Annotated in this window: 17 protein-coding genes; 5 read left to right on the forward strand and 12 right to left on the reverse strand. The window is 68.4% G+C overall.

Translation table 11 applies throughout. From position 1 onward, the window contains the following. Positions 1 to 10 precede the first annotated feature (10 nt). The 4 genes from FWJ24_RS07275 to eno form a co-directional block, all read right to left on the reverse strand. Positions 11 to 1,387 (reverse strand): pyruvate dehydrogenase complex E1 component subunit beta, encoded by a 1,377-nt coding sequence (locus tag FWJ24_RS07275; protein WP_150287142.1) that lies wholly within the window; start codon positions 1,385 to 1,387, stop codon positions 11 to 13. 39 nt (positions 1,388 to 1,426) lie between these two features. Then, a complete protein-coding gene (gene pdhA / locus FWJ24_RS07280) occupies positions 1,427 to 2,506 on the reverse strand; it encodes a pyruvate dehydrogenase (acetyl-transferring) E1 component subunit alpha (protein ID WP_206110809.1) in 1,080 nt (359 codons plus the stop codon). A 248-nt stretch (positions 2,507 to 2,754) separates the two neighbouring features. Then, positions 2,755 to 3,069 carry an FtsB family cell division protein gene (locus FWJ24_RS07285; RefSeq protein ID WP_150287143.1) on the reverse strand — a complete coding sequence of 105 codons (315 nt, stop codon included), beginning with the start codon at positions 3,067 to 3,069 and terminating at the stop codon, positions 2,755 to 2,757. 74 nt (positions 3,070 to 3,143) lie between these two features. Further along, a complete protein-coding gene (eno, locus tag FWJ24_RS07290) occupies positions 3,144 to 4,430 on the reverse strand; it encodes a phosphopyruvate hydratase (RefSeq protein ID WP_150287144.1) in 1,287 nt (428 codons plus the stop codon). A 73-nt stretch (positions 4,431 to 4,503) separates the two neighbouring features. Here eno and queF point away from each other — a divergent pair, with 73 nt between their 5' ends. Both queF and FWJ24_RS07300 read left to right on the forward strand, forming a co-directional pair. Continuing rightward, positions 4,504 to 4,962, forward strand: coding sequence for a preQ(1) synthase (queF, locus tag FWJ24_RS07295; RefSeq protein ID WP_150287145.1), 459 nt, complete (start codon positions 4,504 to 4,506; stop codon positions 4,960 to 4,962). Between the two features lie 40 nt (positions 4,963 to 5,002). Further along, on the forward strand, positions 5,003 to 5,554 hold the full coding sequence (locus FWJ24_RS07300) for a TlpA family protein disulfide reductase (RefSeq protein WP_150287146.1): 552 nt from the start codon (positions 5,003 to 5,005) through the stop codon (positions 5,552 to 5,554). 6 nt (positions 5,555 to 5,560) lie between these two features. Here FWJ24_RS07300 and kdsA read toward each other — a convergent pair whose 3' ends face one another. From kdsA to tpiA, 8 genes are all read right to left on the reverse strand, one after another. Next, positions 5,561 to 6,394, reverse strand: a complete 834-nt coding sequence (gene kdsA / locus FWJ24_RS07305) for a 3-deoxy-8-phosphooctulonate synthase (RefSeq protein ID WP_150287147.1) — start codon at positions 6,392 to 6,394, stop codon at positions 5,561 to 5,563. Positions 6,395 to 6,406: 12 nt separating this feature from the next. Then, entirely contained in the window at positions 6,407 to 7,267 is an 861-nt protein-coding gene (locus tag FWJ24_RS07310; protein WP_150287148.1) for a VOC family protein, read from the reverse strand. Between the two features lie 124 nt (positions 7,268 to 7,391). Continuing rightward, positions 7,392 to 8,552, reverse strand: coding sequence for a glutathionylspermidine synthase family protein (locus FWJ24_RS07315; protein ID WP_150287149.1), 1,161 nt, complete (start codon positions 8,550 to 8,552; stop codon positions 7,392 to 7,394). Positions 8,553 to 8,556: 4 nt separating this feature from the next. Then, positions 8,557 to 9,300, reverse strand: coding sequence for a DUF1190 domain-containing protein (locus FWJ24_RS07320; RefSeq protein WP_150287150.1), 744 nt, complete (start codon positions 9,298 to 9,300; stop codon positions 8,557 to 8,559). Positions 9,301 to 9,319: 19 nt separating this feature from the next. Next, a complete protein-coding gene (locus FWJ24_RS07325; RefSeq protein WP_150287151.1) occupies positions 9,320 to 9,742 on the reverse strand; it encodes a DUF350 domain-containing protein in 423 nt (140 codons plus the stop codon). Positions 9,743 to 9,879: 137 nt separating this feature from the next. Further along, the gene (locus FWJ24_RS07330; protein ID WP_150287152.1) at positions 9,880 to 11,508 is read right to left on the reverse strand and encodes a CTP synthase; all 1,629 of its coding nucleotides are present in this window, start codon (positions 11,506 to 11,508) and stop codon (positions 9,880 to 9,882) included. Positions 11,509 to 11,623: 115 nt separating this feature from the next. Next, positions 11,624 to 12,007, reverse strand: a complete 384-nt coding sequence (gene secG / locus FWJ24_RS07335) for a preprotein translocase subunit SecG (RefSeq protein WP_150287153.1) — start codon at positions 12,005 to 12,007, stop codon at positions 11,624 to 11,626. A gap of 87 nt (positions 12,008 to 12,094) precedes the next feature. After that, positions 12,095 to 12,844, reverse strand: a complete 750-nt coding sequence (gene tpiA / locus FWJ24_RS07340; protein ID WP_150287154.1) for a triose-phosphate isomerase — start codon at positions 12,842 to 12,844, stop codon at positions 12,095 to 12,097. A gap of 165 nt (positions 12,845 to 13,009) precedes the next feature. Here tpiA and FWJ24_RS07345 point away from each other — a divergent pair, with 165 nt between their 5' ends. Genes FWJ24_RS07345 through FWJ24_RS07355 form a run of 3 tightly spaced genes read left to right on the forward strand, consistent with a single transcriptional unit; the run spans position 13,010 to position 17,088 of the window. Further along, positions 13,010 to 14,932 carry a peptidylprolyl isomerase gene (locus FWJ24_RS07345; protein WP_166443617.1) on the forward strand — a complete coding sequence of 641 codons (1,923 nt, stop codon included), beginning with the start codon at positions 13,010 to 13,012 and terminating at the stop codon, positions 14,930 to 14,932. 10 nt (positions 14,933 to 14,942) lie between these two features. Continuing rightward, the gene (trpE, locus tag FWJ24_RS07350; RefSeq protein ID WP_150287156.1) at positions 14,943 to 16,466 is read left to right on the forward strand and encodes an anthranilate synthase component I; all 1,524 of its coding nucleotides are present in this window, start codon (positions 14,943 to 14,945) and stop codon (positions 16,464 to 16,466) included. A 25-nt stretch (positions 16,467 to 16,491) separates the two neighbouring features. Continuing rightward, positions 16,492 to 17,088 (forward strand): anthranilate synthase component II, encoded by a 597-nt coding sequence (locus FWJ24_RS07355; protein ID WP_150287157.1) that lies wholly within the window; start codon positions 16,492 to 16,494, stop codon positions 17,086 to 17,088. Positions 17,089 to 17,160: the final 72 nt, after the last annotated feature.

Raw genomic sequence — 17,160 nt, forward strand, 5'->3', positions numbered from 1 at the left:
GTCCTGATGCTTAGCGGTAAAGAACGGCCTTCGCCGCCGCGACGACCTCGCCGACATTCGGCAGCGCGAGCTTTTCGAGATTTGCGGCATAGGGCATCGGCACGTCCTTGCCGGTGACGCGTGCGACCGGCGCATCGAGATAATCGAACGCCTCCTCCATGATGCGCATACCGATCTCGGCGGTGACGCCGGATTGCGGCCAGCCCTCCTCGATGGCGACGCAGCGATTGGTCTTCTGGATCGAACGCACGACCGTGGCGACATCCATCGGGCGGATCGTGCGCAGGTCGATCACCTCCGCCTCGATCCCCTCGCCAGCCAGCGCATCTGCCGCCTTCATCGCGTAGGTCATGCCGATCCCGAACGAGACGAGGGTGACATGGCGCCCCGTGCGCACCACCTTGGCCTTGCCGATGGGGAGCACGAAATCATCGAGCTTCGGCACCTCGAAGCTCTGGCCGTAGAGGATCTCGTTCTCGAGGAAGACGATCGGGTTCGGGTCGCGGATCGCGGCCTTGAGCAGGCCCTTCGCATCCGAAGCCGACCAGGGCTGGATCACCTTGAGGCCGGGGATCTGCGAATACCAGGCCGCGTAATCCTGGCTGTGCTGCGCCGCCACGCGCGCCGCCGCGCCATTGGGGCCCCGGAACACGATCGGACAGCCGAGCTGGCCGCCGGACATGTAGAGCGTCTTCGCCGCCGAATTGATGATGTGGTCGATCGCCTGCATGGCGAAGTTGAAGGTCATGAACTCGACGACCGGCCGGAGCCCCGCCAGCGCCGCACCGACGCCGACGCCGGCGAAACCGTGCTCGGTGATCGGGGTGTCGATCACCCGACGCGCGCCGAATTCCTGCAGGAGCCCCTGCGTCACCTTGTAGGCGCCCTGATATTCCGCAACCTCCTCGCCCATGACGAAGACGGAATCGTCGCGCCGCATCTCCTCGGCCATGGCGTCGCGGAGCGCCTCGCGCACGGTGGTCTTGACCATTTCCGTACCGGCGGGGATTTCGCCCGAGGCATCGTAAGAGGGCGCCGCGCTGCGCGGCGCGGCGGGTACGCTCGCGGCGGGAACAGGCACCGCGGCAGGCGCCGGTGCTGCGGCCTGGGCCGGCGCACCGCTCGAAGCGGCGGCGGCATCCTCACCCTCCCCGGCGATGATGGCGATGCGGGTATTGACCGCAACATTCTCGGTGCCGTCGCCGATCAGGATCTTGGCGAGCACGCCCTCATCCACGGCTTCCACTTCCATGGTCGCCTTGTCGGTCTCGATCTCGGCGATCACGTCGCCGGCCTTGATCCGGTCGCCCTCCTTCTTGAGCCATTTGGCAAGCGTTCCGCTTTCCATGGTGGGAGACAGGGCGGGCATCAGGACATCGATCGGCATGGTGCAATCCGTCAGCAGGAGAAAACGAGGGGCGAGGCGTCAGCGCACGATATCGGTCCAGAGCTCGGACGCGTCCGGCTCGGGATCGACGGTTGCGAATTCCGCGCTCTCGTTGACGATGACGCGCACCTCGGCGTCGATCTTCTTGATCTCGTCCTCCGGGACCCGATGCGTGCCGAGCAGGCGGCCGCGCACCTGCTCGATCGGATCATGCTCGTTCTTCATCCGCTCGACCTCGTCCTTGGTCCGGTATTTCGCCGGGTCGGACATCGAATGGCCGCGATAGCGGTAGGTCTGCATTTCGAGGATGTAGGGGCCCTTGCCGGCGCGGGCGAACGCGATCGCCCGGCTGCCGGCCTCGTGGACCGCCTGAACATCCATGCCGTCGACCTGCTCGCCGGGAATGTTGAAGGAAACGCCGCGCTTCGAGAAATCGGTCTGCGCCGAGGCACGCGTCACCGCCGTGCCCATCGCGTAGCGGTTGTTCTCGATGATATAGACGGCGGGCAGCGACCAAAGCTCCGCCATGTTGAAGCTCTCGTAGACCTGGCCCTGGTTCGCGGCGCCGTCGCCGAAATAGACGAGGCTCACCGCGCCGTTGTCGCGGTAGCGGTTGGCGAAGGCGAGGCCGGTGCCGAGGCTGACCTGCGCGCCGACGATGCCGTGCCCGCCGAAGAACTGCTTCTCGATCGAGAACATGTGCATCGAGCCGCCCTTCCCCTTGGAATAGCCGCCCCGGCGCCCGGTGAGTTCCGCCATCACGCCCTTGGCATCCATGCCGCAGGCGAGCATGTGTCCGTGATCGCGATAGCCGGTGATGACCTGATCGCCCGGCTGCGTCGCCATCTGCATGCCGACGACGACCGCTTCCTGGCCGATGTAAAGGTGACAGAAGCCCCCGATCAGCCCCATGCCGTAGAGCTGGCCCGCCTTCTCCTCGAAGCGGCGGATCATCAGCATCTCGCGATAGGCGAGAAGGTCCTGCTCGCGGGTGAAGGGTTTCGGTCCGTGGGAGGAGGCCGACCCGTTGGCGGCGGCCTTCGCCGCCATGGCCTTCGCAGCGGGGGCTGCGCCCGCCACCTTTGCCGTGCTCGCGCTCTGGGCCGCTTTGGGAGCCATGATACCCTCGCCTTGCTTGTTTCACCCTGATCGCACGTGAACCGTGCTTATGCCTTGAGGCGGAAGCGTTCTGCCACAAACACCCCCCACAGGAAACCTGCCCCGCGGGCAACAGGTCAATGCCAAAAATGCATGGCAGCCCCGAAATCGTCGCGAATTATTGCATTGCACAATGGAAATGGGCCGTCCGGCCGCGTCCGTGAGCCGGCAAGCCATGCAGTGGGCGCAGAGCCCGCAGAGGATAGGATTCAGCGGTCGAGCAGGATCACGACGTCGTTGGGATGCACGGTGTTGAGCATCGCGCGCTGGCGCTCGTCGAGCAGGTCACGGTCGATTTCCGGCCCGGAAAGCTGCGAGACTCGCCGTTCCCAGGCCTGCCGCTCGGCCCTGGCCTCGGCGATCTTCACGGCGATCGCCTCGGTGCGCGCCTTGGCCTCCGCCTTGGCGACGAGGCCGCGATCGCCGGTCTGCGCCGAGTGCATGAAATAGGCGGCGAAGCTCCAGGCGAGCCCGTGGAAGACGAACAGGAAGCCGATGCGGCGGCGGCGCGTGCGGATGATCATGGATCAAGTTTCGCCGCACGCGGTTAAGGAAGGGTAGAGACGGCGGGGGCGACCAAATCCGCCGCCGTCTGGCCTCAGCCGAGCGCCTTGAGCGCCGAACGGCCGGCATAGAGCGCGGTATCGCCGAGTTCGCCCTCGATGCGCAGGAGCTGGTTGTATTTCGCCGTCCGGTCCGAGCGGGCGAGCGAGCCGGTCTTGATCTGCCCGCAATTCGTCGCCACCGCGAGATCGGCAATGGTGGAATCTTCCGTCTCGCCCGAGCGATGGCTCATCACCGCCGTGTAGCCCGCGCGCTGGGCCATATTGACCGCGGCGAGCGTCTCAGTGAGCGAGCCGATCTGGTTGACCTTGATCAGGATGGAATTGCCGCAGCCGCCCCGGATGCCGCGCTCCAGCCGGGCGACATTGGTGACGAAGAGATCGTCACCGACGAGCTGGCACTTGCCGCCGATCCGGTCGGTGAGCAGCTTCCAGCCCTCCCAATCGTCCTCGGCCATGCCGTCCTCGATCGAGACGATCGGGTATTCGTTGACGAGCTTCTCGAGATATTTCACCTGCGCCTTGATATCGCGCTTCTTCTTCTCGCCGTGGTAATCGTAGACCCCGTCCTTGAAGAACTCGGTTGCGGCGCAATCGAGCGCGATCGCGACATCGCCGTCGCGGCCCGGGCGGTAGCCGGCCTTCTCGATCGAGGTCATCACGAAATCGAGCGCCGCTTCCGCGCTCTTCAGGTTCGGCGCGAAGCCGCCCTCATCGCCGACATTGGTGTTGTGGCCGGCATCCTTGAGCGCCTTCTTGAGCGTGTGGAACACTTCGGCGCCCATGCGCAGCCCCTCGGCAAAGCTCTCCGCGCCGATCGGCATGATCATGAATTCCTGGAAATCGATCGGGTTGTCGGCATGCGCGCCGCCATTGACGATGTTCATCATCGGCACCGGCAGTGTCCGCGCCGAGGTGCCACCGACATAGCGGTAAAGCGGCAGGCCGCGCGCCTCCGCGGCGGCCTTGGCGACGGCGAGCGAAACGCCGAGGATCGCGTTGGCGCCGAGCTTGCCCTTGTTGGGCGTTCCGTCGAGTTCGATCATCACCTGATCGATCCCGACCTGATCCTCGGCATCCATGCCGGTGATCGCCTCCGAAATCTCGCTGACGACGTTCTCGACCGCCTTCGTGACGCCCTTGCCGAGATAACGGGCGCCGCCGTCGCGCAATTCCACCGCCTCATGCGCCCCGGTCGAGGCGCCGGAGGGAACCGCCGCGCGGCCGATCGTGCCGTCTTCCAGCACGATATCGACCTCGACCGTCGGATTGCCGCGGCTGTCGAGGATTTCGCGGGCGAGAACGTCGACGATGAGGGTCATGGTGGAATTCTCCGGGCTTTCGCGTTAGATGCGCCGCTTCCTAGACGGAAAGTTCGCCGAGGGGAATGCCGCCATGGCCGGAAAATCGTTCGAGACCACCCAGCTCGGCAAGACGAGCGCCATGCCCGCCTCGCCGGAGGCGGCGGTGCTCGACCGCGTGCCCAACCCGCATCCGGATACCGATTACCTCGCCCGCTTCACCTGCCCGGAATTCACCTCGATCTGCCCGGTGACCGGCCAGCCGGATTTCGGCATCCTGGTGATCGATTACGTGCCGGGGGAATGGCTGGTCGAATCGAAATCGCTCAAGCTCTACCTGACGAGCTTCCGCAACCACGGCGCCTTCCACGAGGATTGCACGATCGGCATCGGCAAGCGGCTGGTGGATCTGCTCGCTCCCCGCTTCTTCCGCATCGGCGGCTATTGGTATCCGCGCGGCGGCATCCCGATCGACGTGTTCTGGCAGCAGGGCGAGGCCCCGAAGAACCTCTTCCTGCCCGATCAGGGCGTGCCGCCTTATCGCGGGCGCTGAAGCAGGCGCAGCCAGATCGACCCGAAAGGAGGGCGAGACGATGCCGACGCGACGGATGATCCTCGGCGGCGCGGCGCTCACGGTGCCGATCCTCGGCGGCGTGTTCCTCGCGGCCGAGACCGGGCGGCTCGATCTGCTGACGCCGCATCTGCCGGAGGCGGCGGATCTGCCGCCGGTGCCGGGCGTGACATGGCAGGGCAGCCCCGTCCCCGGCCTCGCGCGGGCCGGCTTCTTCGAGGGCGTGAGCGTGCTCAATGTCTGGGCGTCCTGGTGCCCCTATTGCCGGAGCGAACATGCCGAGCTGATGCGCCTTTCCGCGCGGCCGGGCCTGCGGCTCTTCGGCCTGCTGACGGATGACAGCGAGGCCGCCGCCGCGCGTTACCTCGCAGAGGCCGGCAACCCCTATGCGCGGCTGGGGCTCGATTCCCGCCGCCTGTGGCAGCGCGCGCTCAAGCATCGCGGCATTCCCCAGACCTATATCTTCCGCGCCGACGGGGTCTTCGCCGGCAAGATCGCCGGGGAACTCACGCCGTCGCGGGTGGCGGAACGGCTGGACCCCCTGCTTGTCCGGGCGGCGGCTGGCGCCGCATGAGCCGGCTCAGCCGGCCTTCGCCAGAAGGTCGAACGCCCTGAGCCGTTCGAGGAGCGCCGGCATCTCGGCGAGCGGCACCATGTTCGGCCCGTCGGACGGCGCGTTGTCCGGGTCCTGATGCGTCTCGATGAAGAGCCCGGCGACGCCGACGGCGATCGCCGCCCGCGCCAGAACGGGAACGAATTCGCGCTGCCCGCCGCTGGAACTGCCCTGCCCGCCCGGCTGCTGCACCGAATGGGTGGCGTCGAAGATCACCGGACAGGCGCATTGCCCGGCCATGATCGGCAGGGCGCGGAAATCCGTCACCAGCGTGTTGTAGCCGAAGGAGGCGCCGCGTTCGCAGGCGAGAACCCGGTCATTGCCTGCATCGCGCAGCTTCTGCACCACGTTGCGCATATCCCAGGGGGCGAGGAACTGCCCTTTCTTGACATTGATCGCGAGCCCGGTCTCCGCGGCGGCCACGAGCAGGTCCGTCTGCCGGCACAGGAAGGCGGGGATCTGGAGCATGTCCACCGCCTTCGCGACCTCCGCGCATTGCCAGGGCTCGTGCACGTCGGTGATGACCGGCAGGCCGAGATGGCCGCGAAGATCGGCGAAGACGCCCATCGCCTTCTCAAGCCCGAGCCCGCGCGCGGCCTTGCCCGAGGTGCGGTTCGCCTTGTCGAAGGAGGATTTGTAGACAAGCCCGATCCCCAGCCCGGCACAGATCTCCTTGAGCCGTCCGGCCATGTCGAAGGCATGGTCGCGGCTCTCCATCTGGCACGGCCCCGCGATCAGCGCGAAGGGCAGATGATTGCCGAAACGGACCGGGCCGACGGATACGGTTGCGCTCTGGTTCATGGTCTTCCCGGTTCAGACAGCGAGGAATCGGATGGCGGTGCCGAGATGCATGGGCGGCAATGTCAGCCCGTCGCGATGCGGCAGGAGCGCGATTCCCGCCGCTCCGGCCGCCGCGCGCAGCGCCTCGAGCCCTGCAAGCGCGATCTCGAACCCGGCGAAGCGCGGCGCGGCCGGCCCCGCCGCCGCACCGTATCGGAAGGCGAATCCCTCGGGCGAGGTCACCTCGATCACCCCGGCCCCGGCCGCGATCTCGATGCCGGAGGAGGTCGCGCGCATCTCGCGGTTTCCCGTCAGGGCGGCAAGGAAGATGTGCTGATCGGACGGGTTCTCGGACACGAGCGTCACGCGCACGAGGCCAAGCGCGCCGTTGGGATGCGCCTGCGCCGCCTTCGACCAGAAATTCTCCGGCCGCCTTTGCTGGCAGGTGAAGAACCCGCATTCCGGCATCGCCGGATCGGCCGCGAAGGCGAGGCTGAAGGCGAGTTCGGCCTCGCCGCCATCCGGCCCGATGCCCTTGCGCGCGAAATCGAACGGCGCGAAACCGCCGATCCCCGCCGCCGCGAAGGCCGCGCAATCGGCGCGGGCATCGGCCGATTTGAGCGCCAGCATCGAGAGCCCCGGCGCGCGCGCCAGCGCATCGCGGACGAAGGCGCCGAACGAGAAAAGCCCCGGCGCGTGCGGCGGGATCGCTGCCGGCTCCGCGACCGTGATCAGCTCGAGAAAGGTCTCGTCCGCGAACTGGATTATCCGGTTCGCGGTGCCCCAGGGATGGCGGTTGCGGCCGCCGACGACGAAGCCCAGCCGGGCGAGCAGCGCGCCGGCCGCGTCCAGGTCGGGCGAGCCGATCACGAGATGGTCGAGCGCGCGTGTCATGCCGGAACCTCTCGGGAAGGCGGACATTCTCGGGAAGGACCAGCGCCTTCGCGAAGCGGCAGCCTCTAGCATCCGCCGGGGCGGTCTGTCAGCCCTTGGCGGCAGCGGGAGCGGCGAGGCGCGCTCAGGGCGCAATGAAATGCGGGATGAACCGCGCGAGATTGCCGGTGATCGGCGAGGAATCCTCGCGCACCAGCATGCCGGCCGGCTGGCTCGCCACCATCCAGGCGCCCAGGACGACATGGCCATGGCCGAATTCGGGAATGACGATCCGCTGCTGGCGGATCACGCCCTCGGCGCCGTAAGGTCCCTCGCTCCCCCCCGTCGGCCGGCCGTTCTCGAACAGCCGGATATTGGCGCCCTCGCGCGAGAACAGCGGCTTCTCGACGAAGGCAGCGCCGAGATCCGCCTGCGCCTCGTCGGGGAAATAGGCCGGGACGAGGTTGGGATGGCCGGGCGCGCGCTTCCAGAGATAGGCGAGAAGCCCCTTGTTCGAGAGCAGCGCCTTCCAGATCGGCTCGATGAACTGGGTGCCCGAGCCCGGAACCGCCCTGCCGAATTCCTCCCGGAGCATCCATTCCCAGGGGTAGAGCTTGAACAGCATCTCGATCGGCCGGTCGGCGTCATCGACGAAGCGCCCGTCCCGCAGGCCGATCGCGCCGATCTCGAGAAAATGCGTCGCCATCCCCGCCTGCTGCGCCAGTTCCTCGAGATAGGCGACCGTGCCGCGATCCTCCTCGCTGCCGCCGAGGCAGGTCAGATGCAGCCGGTAGGGCTTGCCGTCGCGGAAATCGCGGAGGGCCGCGACCAGCTTGTCATGGAGCGAGTTGAACTGGTCGGCTCCCTTCGGCAACTGGCCGGTGCCGATCATCTCCTCGAGCCAGAGCCATTGGAAGACGCCGGTCTCGAGCAGGGCCGTCGGCGTGTCGGCGTTGTATTCGAGCAGTTTCGCCGGCCCCCTGCCGTCATAGGCGAAATCGAACCGGCCGTAGAGGTTGCGGTCGCCCCGCTGCCAGCTCGCATGGATCTCGCTCCAGAACGCGCGCGGAATGGCGAGCCGGGTCAGGATCTCCTCGTCGCCGATGGCCTCGCCGACGAAATCGAGCGCCATCTCCTCGAGCTCGGCGCTGGGCGCCTCGATATCCTCCTCGATCTCGCGCAGCGTGAAGGCGAAGGCGGCGCTTTCATCCCAATAGGGAACGCCCTCGGCGGAATGGAAGGTGAAGCCGACCTGCTCGGCCTTGGCGCGCCAATCGGCGCGCGCGCGCATGGGAACCCGCCGCATCGGATCACGAACTCGACGAGGAGACCGAGCGCCCGGTCGAGCCGAAGCCGCCGCGCGAGGTCGTCGAGGACGAGGACGAGGACGAGGACGAGGAGACGCTCGAACTGCGCGGAGAGACCGCGCCGAGCGCGCTGCGCGCGGCCGGCGCCGCTGCCGCGCTCGAGGGCACCTTGGCGACGCCGCCGGGCGCATCGGAACGCCGGCTCACCGTGTCGCCGCCGGCGGTCGAGTAGGAATTCCAGGATCGGGAGGAGCCCGACGAGAAGGACGAGGAGGACGAGGAGGAGCCCGACGAACTCGACGATCCCGGCGGGCGCGGCGCGTAGCAGCCCGGCATGGTCTCCGGCGTCTGGCCCGGCGGGCACGGCGACGCCCGGCGCAAGGGCGGCATCAGCGCCTGGGCCTGCCGGTTGCCGGCGAGATGGTTCGCGACCAGGAAGCCGATCATCGCCGGCACGAACACCGCGGCGCCGTTGAACGTCGCCGGCTTGCACTGGCTCGCGCCGTATTCGGTCTCGCAGGCGGATTGCGAGGCGAATTTCGGCGCCCGCTCCAGATGCTTGTTCGAGGCCTCGTTGAACTGCTCGCGGCAGGTGTCGCCCGAGAGCACGCCGGCGCGGATGCACTCGTCGACATCGTTGTAGATCGCGGCCTCCTTGCTGTCGGACGAGGAGCCGCCCGAGCCGAGCCAGGCGCCGGCGAGGATGACGCCCGTGGCGCCGAGGACGATGGCGTGCGAGCGTTTCATGGCCTGCCCCCTCCCCGTGTCAGAGGCTCATCGACGCGGCATTGATGAGGCCGGAGGCGATCGAGATCGAAGCCAGCATCGTGCCGGCAGCGGCGGTATTGCTGGCGATCCGCGCCGAAAGGTCGGGGATCAGCATCCGCACGGCGCCATAGGCCGCGAGCTGGACGAGGAAGGCCGCGCAGCCCCAGATCAGCATGTCCGGAATGCTCGAAGCCTGCTGGATCGCCTTGGCTAGGGGAATGACGAACCCGATCACCGAACCGGAAAGCGCGAGTGCCGCCGTCCAGTTGCCCTCGCGGATCAGCGCGAATTCGTCATGCCCGGTCACGCGGGTGTAGACCAGGACGAACAGCGCCACGAGCGCCGCGCCGACCGCGAAATAGAGCAGGAACCAGGGAATGCCGATGATCGACGAGAAAAGCCCCGAACCGGCCTGGATCATTGTCGCCCCCCTGCGCCATGCGTCTTGTGCGCCACGCGTTTTGGCCCCGCGGCAGGATGCCTCAGGCCGGGCGGGAAGGAAAGCCCCCGCCCCCGCGCCGCGCTGTGCGCGATCGCATGGCGGAAACCGGAATCGGCTCAGACCAGCCGGCTCTGCTCCATCGCCGCGGCAATGAAGCTCGCGAACAGCGGATGCGGCTCGAAGGGCCGCGATTTCAGCTCGGGATGATATTGCACGCCGACGAACCAGGGATGATCGGGATATTCGATCGTCTCCGGCAGCAGCCCGTCCGGCGAGAGGCCGGAGAACAGGAGCCCTGCCCGCTCGAGCCGCGCGCGATAGGCCATGTTGACCTCGTAGCGATGGCGATGGCGCTCGTGGATCGTGGTCGCGCCATAGATCTGCGCGATGCGCGAATTCTGCACGAGCCGCGCTTCATAGGCGCCGAGGCGCATCGTGCCGCCGAGATCGCCGCCGGCGGCGCGGCTTTCGAGCTGGCCCCGGTTCATCCATTCGGTCATCATGCCGACGACCGGCTCGTCGGTGGCGCCGAATTCGGTGGAGGAGGCGCCGGAGACGCCGGCAAGATTGCGCGCCGCCTCGATGCAGGCCATCTGCATGCCGAAGCAGATGCCGAAATACGGCACCTTGCGTTCGCGCGCAAAGCGCGCTGCCTGGATCTTGCCCTCGGCGCCGCGATAGCCGAACCCGCCCGGCACCAGGATGCCGTGGACATGTTCGAGATAGGACGAGGCGTTCTCGCGCTCGAAGATCTCGCTGTCGATCCAGTCGAGGGTAACGCGCGTCCGGTTGGCGATCCCGCCATGGATCAGCGCCTCGATCAGCGATTTGTAGGCATCCTTGAGGCCGGTATATTTGCCGACGATCGCGATCGTGACCTGGCCTTCGGGGTTGCGCAGCGTCTCGACGATATGCGTCCAGCGCGAAAGATCCGGCTCGGCCCGCGCCTCGAGCCCGAAGGCGCGCAACACCTCGGTGTCGAGCCCCTCCGCGTGATAGGCGAGCGGCACGGAATAGATCTCGTCGACATCGCGCGCCTCGATCACGGCGCTCTCGCGGACATTGCAGAACAGCGCGAGCTTCCTGCGCTCGCCCTCGGGGATTTCCCTGTCGGTCCGGCAGAGCAGGATGTCGGGCTGGATGCCGATCGAGCGCAATTCCTGCACAGAATGCTGGGTCGGCTTGGTCTTCAGCTCGCCCGCGCTGGGAATATAGGGCAGCAGCGTGAGATGGACGTAGAGCGCGTGGCGCTCCGGCAGGTCGTTCTTCAATTGCCGGATCGCCTCGAAGAACGGCAATCCCTCGATATCGCCGACCGTTCCGCCGACCTCGATCAGCGCGAAATCGTAATCCTCGTTGCCGGAAAGGACGAATTCCTTGATCGCATCCGTCACATGCGGGATCACCTGGACGGTGGCGCCGAGGAAATCCCCGCGCCGCTCCTTGGCGATCAATTCCTGGTAGATCCGGCCGGTGGTGATGTTGTCGGCCCGCACGCAGGAGCGGCCGGTGAAGCGCTCGTAATGGCCGAGATCGAGATCGGTCTCGGCGCCGTCATCCGTCACGAAGACCTCGCCATGCTGGTAAGGGCTCATCGTGCCGGGATCGACATTGAGATAGGGGTCGAGCTTGCGCATGCGCACGCGGAAGCCGCGCGCCTGGAGCAAAGCCGCCAGGGCCGCCGCCGCAAGCCCCTTGCCGAGGGAGGAAACCACGCCGCCCGTGATGAAAACGTATCGCGTCATGGGGGCCGATCTTTAGGGCCGGGAGCGTGATTCGCGCAAAGGAAAATGGCGCCGTCCACAACGCGCCGGCGACGGATGGCGAAGGCGGCCGGGCTGACCCGGCGACGCCGCGGAATTACGGGCGCTGGGCCGGCTGGCCGCCGGGCGGCGCGCTCGGGGGCTGGCTGCCCTGGAGGTTGCGCAGCGCGTCGAGTGCGCTGCCGGGCTGGGCCGGCGCCGGCGCGTTCTGGACCGGAGGCGGCGGCGCGATGCTGTCGAGCGTCGAAGCCGGCGCGCGGCCACGCGCGGCCAGCACCGCCAGCGCCAGCGAGGTGACGAAGAAGGCCGCGCCGAGGATCGCCGTGGTGCGGGTCAGCAGGTTGGCCTGCCCCCGCCCGGACATGAAGGCCGAGGGGCTCGATCCCATGCCGAGCCCGCCGCCCTCCGAACGCTGGAGGAGCACGACGCCGCACAAAGCGGTGACGATCAGGAGATGGATGACGATGAGAACGGTTTCCATGTCGGGTCCGGCCAGGGCGGTCAGAAAATCGGGCGAAGGCGCCTCATAGCGGCAATATGGGCAACGGGAAAGGAGAAAACGAGCCCCTCACGCTGCCTTGGCGATCTCCATGAAATCCGCCGCCCTGAGGCTCGCGCCGCCGACCAGCGCGCCGTCGACATCGGCAAGGGCAAGAATCTCGCCCGCATTCGCCGGCTTGACCGAACCGCCATAGAGGATGCGCACCGCCTTCGCCGCCTCGCGGCCGAGCAGCCGGCCGAGAACGCGCCGGATCCCGGCATGCATCGCGGCGATGTCGTCGAGACCGGGGGTCAGCCCGGTGCCGATGGCCCAGACCGGCTCATAGGCGACGACCAGCCTCGCGGCCGGCGCCTCGGCCGGAACCGAGCCGCGCAATTGCCGGCCGACCACCGCATCGGCCCGCCCGGCCTCGCGCTGGGCACGCGTCTCGCCGACGCAGATGATCGCCGTCATGCCCTCCGCGAGCACGGCCGCGGCCTTGGCGCGCACCTCTGCATCCGTCTCGCGATGATCGGTCCGGCGTTCCGAATGGCCGAGGATCACGGCGCTCGCCCCGGCATCGAACAGCATCGCCGCCGCGAGATCGCCGGTATGGGCGCCGGCGGACGCGGCATGGCAATCCTGCGCGCCGATGGCGATTCCGGTGCCGATCGCCGCCGCCGCGGCCGCGTGGATCAGCGTCGCCGGCGGGCAGACGAGGAGATCGGCGCGGGCGCGCAGGGCCGGGGTATAGGCCCGGCCCATGCCGCTGATTTCGTCGAGACCCGCGCGCAGGCCGTTCATCTTCCAGTTGCCGGCGATGAGGGGCTTGCGCATGGTGTTCCTCCGGAGGCGGGCTGCGACAGAATCCGCCGCCTAGCACGGCCGCCGAGGCGCTTCAACGGCGCCGGCACCATGGTTTCGCCGCGATCGGCCCGCTTGCCTTGGCGCGGCGCGCTCCCTATGGTCCGCCGCGTTTTTGACCCCGAAGGCCCCTCGCCCATGCTGAATGCCATCCGCACCGCCTCCTCGAAATGGCTTGGACGCGTCGTCCTCACCATCATCATGGGCGTGCTCATCGTTTCCTTCGCGATCTGGGGCATCGGCGACATCTTCCGCGGCGGCGTCAACCGCATGGTGGCGAGCGTCGGCGAGACGAAGATCGGCGCCGAGGATTTCCGCCAGGCCTTCAACCTCGAGATCCAGCGCATCCAGCGCCAGGCCCGCCGCGTGGTGACGACCGACGAAGCCCGTGCCTTCGGGCTCGATCGCCAGGTCTTGAACCGGCTGATCGACGAGGCGGCGCTCAGCCAGCGTGCGCGCGCGCTCGGCCTTGCGGTCGACCAGGCCCTGGTGACGCGCTCGATCGTCGAGGCGCCGGATTTCAAGGTCGGCGGCGTCTTCGACCGCGAGCGGCTCGCGGATGCGCTGCGGCAGGCGGGGATTTCCGAACAGACCTTTCTCCAGCGCCAGGCCGAACTCGTGCTGCGCCGGCAGCTTTACAACGGCCTTGTCGGTGCCCTGCCCGGCGCCGAGGCGCTCGGCCGTGCGGTGCACCAGTTCCGCGCCGAGGAGCGCAATCTCGACGTCGTCACCGTCCCGGCGGACAAGGTGCCCGAACCCGCGCCGCCGGAGGAGGCCGCCTTGCGCGGCTTCTTCGAGGAGCGCAAGGCCGAGTTCCGCACCACCGAGACCCGCCGCGTGACGCTGCTCCAGATCGGCCCGGCGGATTTCGCGGCCGAGGCGGGGCTGACGGAGGCGGAATTGCGCGCCTTCTACGCGCGGCAGGTGCCGGGCGGACGCTTCGGGCCGCCCGAGCGGCGGCAGATCGACCGGGTGCTGTTCGATACCGAGGCCGAAGCCCGCGACGCCGCCGCGCGCCTGGCCGCCGGCACCGGCTTCGAGGCGCTGCTCGCCGAGCGCAAGCTCGCCGCGAAGGATGTCGATTTCGGCCGCAAGAGCGCCGGCGAGATCGCCGACCCGGCGATCCGCGACGCGGTGTTCGCGCTGCCCGAGGGCGGCGTCTCGGCCCCGCTCAAGGATGCGTTCGGCTTCGTACTGTTCCGGGTCCGCGTCATCGAGCCGGGTCAGGTCGCGCCGTTCGAGACAGTGCGCGCCCAGATCGAAGCCGAGGCGCGGCTCGACAAGGTCAGGCGCGACCCGGCGATCCGGACGCGGCTCGACCAGCTTGTCCGCCGGATCGAGGACCAGCGCCTCGCCGGCAAGAGCCTTGCCGAGGCGGCAGAGGCGGCGGGGCTGAAGCCGGTGACGATCCTGGCGCTCGATCGCAGCGGCCGCGACGGTCAGGGCAACGCGGTCGCCGTGCCGGGCGGGGCGGATGCGGTCAACGCCATCTTCGCTTCCGATATCGGCCTCGACAACGAGCCGCTCCAGACCCGGGAGGGCGGCCATGTCTGGTATGAGGTCAACGGCGTCGAGCCGGCGCGGGACAAGACCTTCGAGGAGGTCGCGGCCGAGGTCCGGGCGCGCTATCTCGCCGATCAGCGCGGCAAGGCGCTCGCGCGGTTCACCGACGACCTCGTCAAGCGGATCGAGAACGGCGAAGCCCTCGCCGCGATCGCCGCCGAACTCGGCCGGCCGGTCGAGCCCTATGCGGGGATACGGCGCGCGAGCCGCGAGCCTGGCCTCGGGGTGGCGGGGGTGGAGCGCGCCTTCTCGGCGCCGGTCGGGAAGCCGGTCAGCACAACCGCCCCGGATGGCACCGGCCGGCTGATCCTCATCGCCCGCACCACCAGCCTCCTCCCCTATGATCCGGCGGCGGACGAGCGCTCCGGCTTCGTCCGCGAGCTTGGCCAGGGCATCGCCGAGGACATGATGGCGCAGTATATCGCCGCGATCCGCCAGGAACTCGGCGTCTCCATCAATCAGGCGGTGCTGAACCAGGCGCTCGGCCAGGCGAACTGACGGGGCCGACATGCAGATCGAGCCCGCCTTCGACCGTTTCGAGCCCCGCTTCCGGGCCGGCGAGGCCCAGGCTTTGGCCCTGCGGCTCGTCGCCGATCTCGAAACGCCCGTCTCGGCCTATCTCAAGATGAAGCCCCTCGCCGGCGAGGGGCCGAGCTTCCTGCTCGAATCCGTCGAGGGCGGCGCGGTGCGCGGCCGCTATTCCATTCTCGGGCTGATGCCGGATCTCCTCTGGCGCTGCACCGGCGAAAGCTGCGAACTGACGCGCGGCGGCGTGACGGAAACGCTCTCCGGCCGGCCGCTCGACACCTTGCGCGCGCTGATCGCCGAGAGCAGCATTCCGCATCTCGACGACCTGCCGCCGATGGCGAGCGGGCTGTTCGGCTTCCTCGGCTACGACATGGTGCGGCAGATGGAACGGCTGCCGCCGGCCAAGCCGGATCCGATCGGCGTGCCGGATGCGCTGCTGATCCGCCCGACGCTGGTGCTGGTCTTCGACGCGGTGAAGGATGAGATCGCGATCATCACGCCGGTCTTCCCCCGGCCGGGCCAGAGCCCGCGCGCGGCCTACGAGGCGGCGTCGGACCGGCTGCAGGCGGCGCTCGCCGCGCTCGAGGCGCCGCTTGCGATCCCTCCCGCCCCGCATGATGCCGCAGCGCGGCTGCCGCAGGCCGTCTCCAACACCAGCCCGGCGGAATACGCGGCGATGGTGGCGCGCGCGCGCGATTACATCGCCGCCGGCGACGCGTTCCAGATCGTGCTGAGCCAGCGCTTCTCGACGCCCTTCGATCTCGATGCCTTCGCGCTCTATCGCGCGCTGCGCCGCGTCAATCCCTCGCCCTATCTCTGTTATCTCGATCTCGGCGGCTTCCAGATCGTCTGTTCGAGCCCGGAGATCCTCGTCCGGGTCACCCACGAGGCCGAAGGGCGGCGCAAGGTCACGATCCGGCCGATTGCCGGCACGCGCCCGCGCGGCGCGGACCCGGCCGAGGACCGGGCGCTGGAGCACGAGCTGCTCCACGACAGCAAGGAGCGCGCCGAGCACCTGATGCTGCTCGATCTCGGCCGCAACGATGTCGGGCGGGTCGCCGAGATCGGTTCGGTCAAGGTCACGGATTCCTTCTTCGTCGAGCGCTACAGCCAGGTGATGCACATCGTCTCGAATGTCGAGGGCAGGCTCGATCCGCGCCGCGATGTCGTCGATGCGCTGGCGGCCGGCTTCCCGGCCGGAACCGTGTCCGGCGCGCCGAAGATCCGCGCCATGGAGATCATCGACGAACTGGAGAAGGACAAGCGCGGGCCTTACGCCGGCGCGATCGGCTATTTCGGCGCCGACGGCGCCATGGATACCTGCATCGTGCTGCGCACCGCGCTGGTGAAGGACGGGATGATGCATGTCCAGGCCGGCGCCGGCATCGTCTATGACAGCGATCCCGCCGCCGAGCAGCGCGAATGCGAGAACAAGGCCAAGGCCCTGTTCCGGGCGGCGGAGGAAGCGGTGCGCTTCGCAAGCCGCGGGCGGCGGGGGCAATGAGGAATCAGGGCCGGAGGCGGGAACCATGCGCGTCGCACTGATCGACAATTACGACAGCTTCACCTTCAACGTGGTCCATGCGCTGGGGCGCGAGGGCGCCAAGGTCGAGGTGTTCCGCAACGATGCGATGCCTGCGGAGGAACTGCTTGCCCTCAAGCCCGACGCCCTTGTCGTCTCCCCCGGCCCCTGCACGCCGAACGAGGCTGGCATCTCGCTCGACGCGATCCGCCTCGCCGCCGGCAAGGTACCGCTCTTCGGCATCTGCCTCGGCCATCAGGCGATCGGCCAGGTTTTCGGCGGCCGGGTCGTGCGCGCGACGCCGATGCACGGCAAGCTCTCGCGCATCAGCCATGACGGCAAGGGGCTGTTCCGCGGCATCAACGGCCCGCTCGAAGTGACGAGATACCATTCGCTGGTCGTCGAGGCCGCGAGCCTGCCCGAGACGCTGCTCGCCACCGCGCGCGATGCGGACGGGCTCGTCATGGCCCTCCAGCACCGCGCGATGCCGGTCTATGGCGTGCAGTTCCACCCCGAATCGATCGCCACGGAACAGGGGCAGCAGATCTGCCGCAACTTCCTCGTCCTGGCACGCGAGTTCAACGCCTGCACGCGGGCGGCATGAGAGCGGGCGGCATGAACCGGCCGGAGCCCGGCTTTGCCACCGCCGGACGGACGCGCTAAGAACCCCGGACGC

The organism is Rhabdaerophilum calidifontis, from assembly GCF_008641065.1.
Lineage (GTDB): Bacteria > Pseudomonadota > Alphaproteobacteria > Rhizobiales > Beijerinckiaceae > Rhabdaerophilum > Rhabdaerophilum calidifontis.